Raw genomic sequence first — 4,946 nt, 5'->3', positions numbered from 1 at the left:
ATTATATTAGATAATGTAAATTTAGAAATAAATAGGGGAGAGATAATAGGTCTTTTAGCGCCTAATGCAGAGGGAAAAAGTACTTTGCTTAAAATATTAGGAGGACAAATTTCCTTTGATAGTGGAAAGTATTACTTTGATAATAATGAATTTACTTATAAGGACAAAGGTAGAATTGGATATATGAGTGATACACCAATAATTCTTCATTCCTGGAAGGTAAGAGATGGAATAGAGTATTATGCTGAGTATTTTGAAAGCTTTGATAGTAAAAAAGCTGAGGGTATGATTAGTAAGTTTAATATAGATTTAGATAGCAAGGTAAAAAAATTATCTAAAGGTCAAGTTGAAAAAATGCACCTAGCATTAGCACTTTCTGTTGAAGGAGTTCTTTATATAATGGATGAACCCTTAGGGGCAATAGATTTAATATCTAGAGAAGATATTATAAAAATGATATTAGATAATTTCAATTATGAAAGCACTATAATAATAGCTAGTCATTTAGTAAGCGATATAGAAAAGATGCTTGATAGGGTTATTCTTTTAAAGAAAGGAAAAATAGTTCAAAATAAATTAGTTGAAGACTTAAGAATGAAGGGGAAATCAGTAGTAGATCTTTATAGAGAGGTGTATGGTAATGCTTAAAATTAAAAAGGATTATATGTGGGAAATAAATATTGCAACAATTTTTATGATAATTTTAACTTTAGTTATTGGAGCAATTTCTATTATTTTATTAAATAGTGAAAATCCAATACTTTCAAGAACTTGGATTGTGTATAAAGCCCTGGTTAGAAATGTAATACTTATTATAGGAATGTATCCTGTTTTTGCATTTGCAGCAGCTTCAGGTTTTGCTAAGATGAATAATTCAGCAATAATAACAGCTCATTTACCCTTTAGTAAAAAACAATTGTTTTTTAAAGCATTAAAGCCTTGGCTGATTTTATATCCAATATTTATATTAGCGTCATTTTTGATTTTAAAAATACTCCAAAGTGGAACTACATTTTATATCATAGGAAATAATCTTAATGTAATACCACTTATAGCAACAGTTTTAATTTTAATAGCTCTTGAAATTCAAATTATTTCTGGAATGATTATAACTATAAGTAAGAAGATAAATGGGTTTATATTATTATTTGTTGGAGTTTTAATTAATATTGCTTTAGCATTTGTAAGTTTTTTAGCTTTAGATATGTTAAAGGTTGATTTAGCTTTAAATATGAATTGGATAATATATCCTGCAGGGATATTTTTTATAGTTTCAATAATTATATTTATTATTTCTTGGAAGGATGTAGAGGCTATTTCAAAATAAATTAAAAAAGGGAGAATGATAATTATGAGAAAAAAGTATTTGCTAATTTTATCTCTAATATTTAGTTTAATGGTATTTGTTTCATGTACTGTTCAAAGTGGAGTAATTACAATTGGTAGTTTAGATTCAGGAAAAGATTATATAAAAGGAAACTATGAAAAGTTTAATGGTGAATATTATAAGATGATAAAATTAAAAAAAGGTGATAAAATAGAATTAAGTACTAATTTTAACACCAAAAATGGAGAAATTAAGTTACTTTTATTAGATAAAGATGAAAATGAAGTTTTAGATTTAAAAAATACAACTAGTTTTGAAGTTTTAGATGATGGATATTACTATTTTAAGGCAATAGCAGAAAATCATTCAGGTGATTTTGAAATGAAATGGAATATAAAAGAATAAATCTTTCTAGAGTAGGACTATAATTGCCTACTCTAATTTTTTTAGCTTTAGATAGAGTTTTAACTACTTATTAAGGTTAGAAATTGTTATATAGGGGCATGTCTGTTGTTATATCACTACTAAAGAGTAATTGAAAACCATCAGATAAATTTAAATAATACATAACATATAGTGAATTTAACTTTTCTCTATGATATAATAATTCAAAAATCAATAAACGAAAGAAGGAAAAACATGAGTAGATATTTTAATAATCAAGAAGTTGAATTATTAGCTCCAGTTGGAAACTTTGAAATATTTAAGGAAGTAATACATAGTGGTGCAGACGCAGTTTATTTAGGTGGAAAAATATTTAACATGCGTATGCATAGAAAAGATTTTAATTTTTCAGATGAGCAGCTTAAGGAAGCTATTAGTATAGCTCACTCATTAGGTAAAAAAGTTTATATAACTGTAAATAACTTATTGAGTTCAGATGACTTAACTATGGCTGAGGAATATTTTAGATATTTAGAAGAGCTTGGTCCAGATGCTTTAATAGTACAAGATATGAGTGTAATTGCACTTATTAAAAAGTTAGGATTAAAGCTTAATATTCACTCTTCAGTAATGATGAATGTACATAATTTTGAAACTATAAAAACTCTTCAAGACTTAGGGGTAACTAGAGTAGTAACATCAAGAGATATTGATTTAAAAACAATAAAACAATTTTCAGTAAAAACTAATATGGAATTTGAATATTTTGTTCATGGGGATATGTGCGTGGCACATGGTGCACAATGTATGTATAGTGGAATGTTATTTGGTAAAAGTGGTAGCAGAGGTTTATGTATGAAACCATGTAGATGGGGATACAAAATGAATAAAGATGGATATGAATTTAACACTACTTTCCCATTAGCAGTTAAAGATATGTATATGTATGAGCATATTCCAGAATTAATTGAAGCAGGTGTTGTTTCATTTAAGATTGAAGGAAGAATGAGAGATGCTAGCTATTTAGTAGATTTAATAAATTATTATAGCGATGCAATAAATAGATATATAGATGATCCAATTTCATATAACAGAAAAAAACATGCTAAAGAATTATTTGAAGGAAGAAAGAGAGATTTTTCAACTGCATATGCCTTTGGTAAACCAGGTCTTTCTAATATAAATGAAAGATATGAGGGAACAGGTAAGTTCTATAGTACAGGAAAGGTATTTAGTAAGCCTGTAGATGAATTTGATATAAAGGAAGAAAGAATTAATGAAGTAAAAGAAATTTTATCCTCAGATAATAAATCAAATGATAATGTGAAGTTATCTATAAAGGTTAATAATTATGAATCTGCTATGGCTGCAATTGAAGAGGGTGTAGATAGCATTTATTTATCAGGGGAAGTATTCCAGCCAAATCTTCCATTTAGCAAAGAAGAAATATTAAAGATTACTAAAAATAAAAAGTCATCTAAGGTTTACTTAGGATTACCAAGAATGATGTATGAATATGATTTCTCTAAATATAATCATTTATTAAGAAATAGTGATTTAGGTTTAGATGGTATATTAGTAACTAATTTAGGAGCAATAAGTAAATTTAAGGATTTAAACTTAGAGCTTATAGGGGATTATTCATTAAATATTTATAATGGTATTTCCGCAAACTTCTATAAGGAGCAAGGTTTAGATTTAGGAGTTTTATCATGTGAATCTCCAGCAGGAAACACTAAGGAAGCTTTTGAAGCTTCAAGCCTACCATTAGAAGTTATAGTTCATGGTTCACCTGTTGTTATGTATATGAGCCATGATTTATATGAAAATACAAAGGTTAAAGAAAAGGGCGAAAAGTCAGAGCGTAAATATAATGATAAGGGAGTTTTATTATTAATAGATGATAAAGGAAATGAACATCCTGTTTATAGAGATTCAAATGGGAACAACCATATGTTATTATCTAAAGAACTTTGCTATATGCCTTTATTAAAGGAATTAAAAGATTTAGGCGCAAAATCCTTTAGAATAGAAGCTTGTCATTATGATGTAGAAACTTTAAGAAAAGTAGTAAGAGAATATAAAAAGGCTATTTTAAATATAGAAGATTGCAATAACATATTTAAAGAATTAAATTATAATTGCTTAGGATTTACTTTTGGGGCAATGCAATTTAACTAAGGAGGAGACTAAATTTGTCATCTGTAGATAAGATAATAGAAAAAAAGCAGGAATACTTATTTCCATCATCACATAAAAATCACTTTTATAAAAACCCACCTGAAATAGTAAAGGGTGATATGCAATATCTTTTTGATTCAGAAGGAAAAAGATATATTGACTTTTTTGCAGGAGTATCTGTAATGAATTGTGGTCATTGTAATAAGGAAATATTAGATGCCACTATAAAGCAAATGCAAACACTTCAACATACAACTATACTTTACTTAACTAATGGTATGGTAGATTTAGCAGAAAAATTAGCAGAGGTAATGCCAGGAGATTTAAGACGTTCATTTTTCTGTTGTACAGGATCAGAAGCTAATGAAGGGGCAATGCTTTTAGCTAGGTTATACACAGGCAAAAATGATTTTATAGCCTTAGATAGAGGTTTACATGGTAGAACATTTTTAACTATGAGTGCTACAGGAATACCTATGTGGAGAGCTGACCCTGAATTATCAAAAAGCATCCATTTTGCAAAAAATACTTGGAGTGAAAATAAGAGCTTAGAAGAGGCATCTAGAGAATCTATAGAAGATATAGAAAAGATAATAAAAGAAAAGGGTGCTGAGAATATTGCAGCATTAATAGCAGAGCCTATACAAGGTAATGGAGGAATTATAACGCCACCTCTATGGTACTTTAAGGAATTAAAAAGCCTTTTAGAAAAGAATAATATACTTTTAATAATAGATGAAGTTCAAACAGGATTTGCAAGAACAGGAAAGATGTTTGCAATAGAAAATTATGATGTAGTTCCTGATATAATGACAATGGCAAAGGCTTTAGGTAATGGTATGCCTATATCAGCCTTTTCTACTAATGATAAGATTGCGTCAGCCTTTACTAAACCTTCAGCATCTACCCTTGGAGGGAATCCAGTTTCAGCTAAGACAGCTATGGCAGTTTTAGATTATATGGAAAAAAATAATTTATGCAAAAGATCAGAGGAACTTGGAAATCTTTTAAAGAATGGATTAGAAAAGTTAAAGGAAAAGTATTCTATAATAAA

5 protein-coding genes are annotated in these 4,946 nt (G+C 28.2%); all 5 read left to right on the top strand.

Annotated elements, in window-relative coordinates:
- A partial coding sequence (locus ACRDBA_RS04115; RefSeq protein ID WP_438571653.1) for an ATP-binding cassette domain-containing protein occupies positions 1 to 648 on the top strand: 648 nt, incomplete at its 5' end.
- Positions 641 to 1,327 (top strand): hypothetical protein, encoded by a 687-nt coding sequence (locus ACRDBA_RS04110; RefSeq protein WP_438571652.1) that lies wholly within the window; start codon positions 641 to 643, stop codon positions 1,325 to 1,327. The genes ACRDBA_RS04115 and ACRDBA_RS04110, both read left to right, overlap by 8 nt.
- A gap of 24 nt (positions 1,328 to 1,351) precedes the next feature.
- Positions 1,352 to 1,732 (top strand): hypothetical protein, encoded by a 381-nt coding sequence (locus tag ACRDBA_RS04105; protein WP_438571651.1) that lies wholly within the window; start codon positions 1,352 to 1,354, stop codon positions 1,730 to 1,732.
- Between the two features lie 234 nt (positions 1,733 to 1,966).
- Positions 1,967 to 3,892 carry a peptidase U32 family protein gene (locus tag ACRDBA_RS04100; RefSeq protein ID WP_438571650.1) on the top strand — a complete coding sequence of 642 codons (1,926 nt, stop codon included), beginning with the start codon at positions 1,967 to 1,969 and terminating at the stop codon, positions 3,890 to 3,892.
- A 14-nt stretch (positions 3,893 to 3,906) separates the two neighbouring features.
- A partial coding sequence (locus ACRDBA_RS04095; RefSeq protein WP_438571649.1) for an aspartate aminotransferase family protein occupies positions 3,907 to 4,946 on the top strand: 1,040 nt, incomplete at its 3' end.

It is taken from the genome of Clostridium sp., assembly GCF_051654825.1.
Classification (GTDB): Bacteria; Bacillota; Clostridia; order Clostridiales; family Clostridiaceae; genus Clostridium.
Note: the sequence above shows the minus strand (reverse complement) of the source record. Positions and strands in the feature narration are given on the sequence as shown.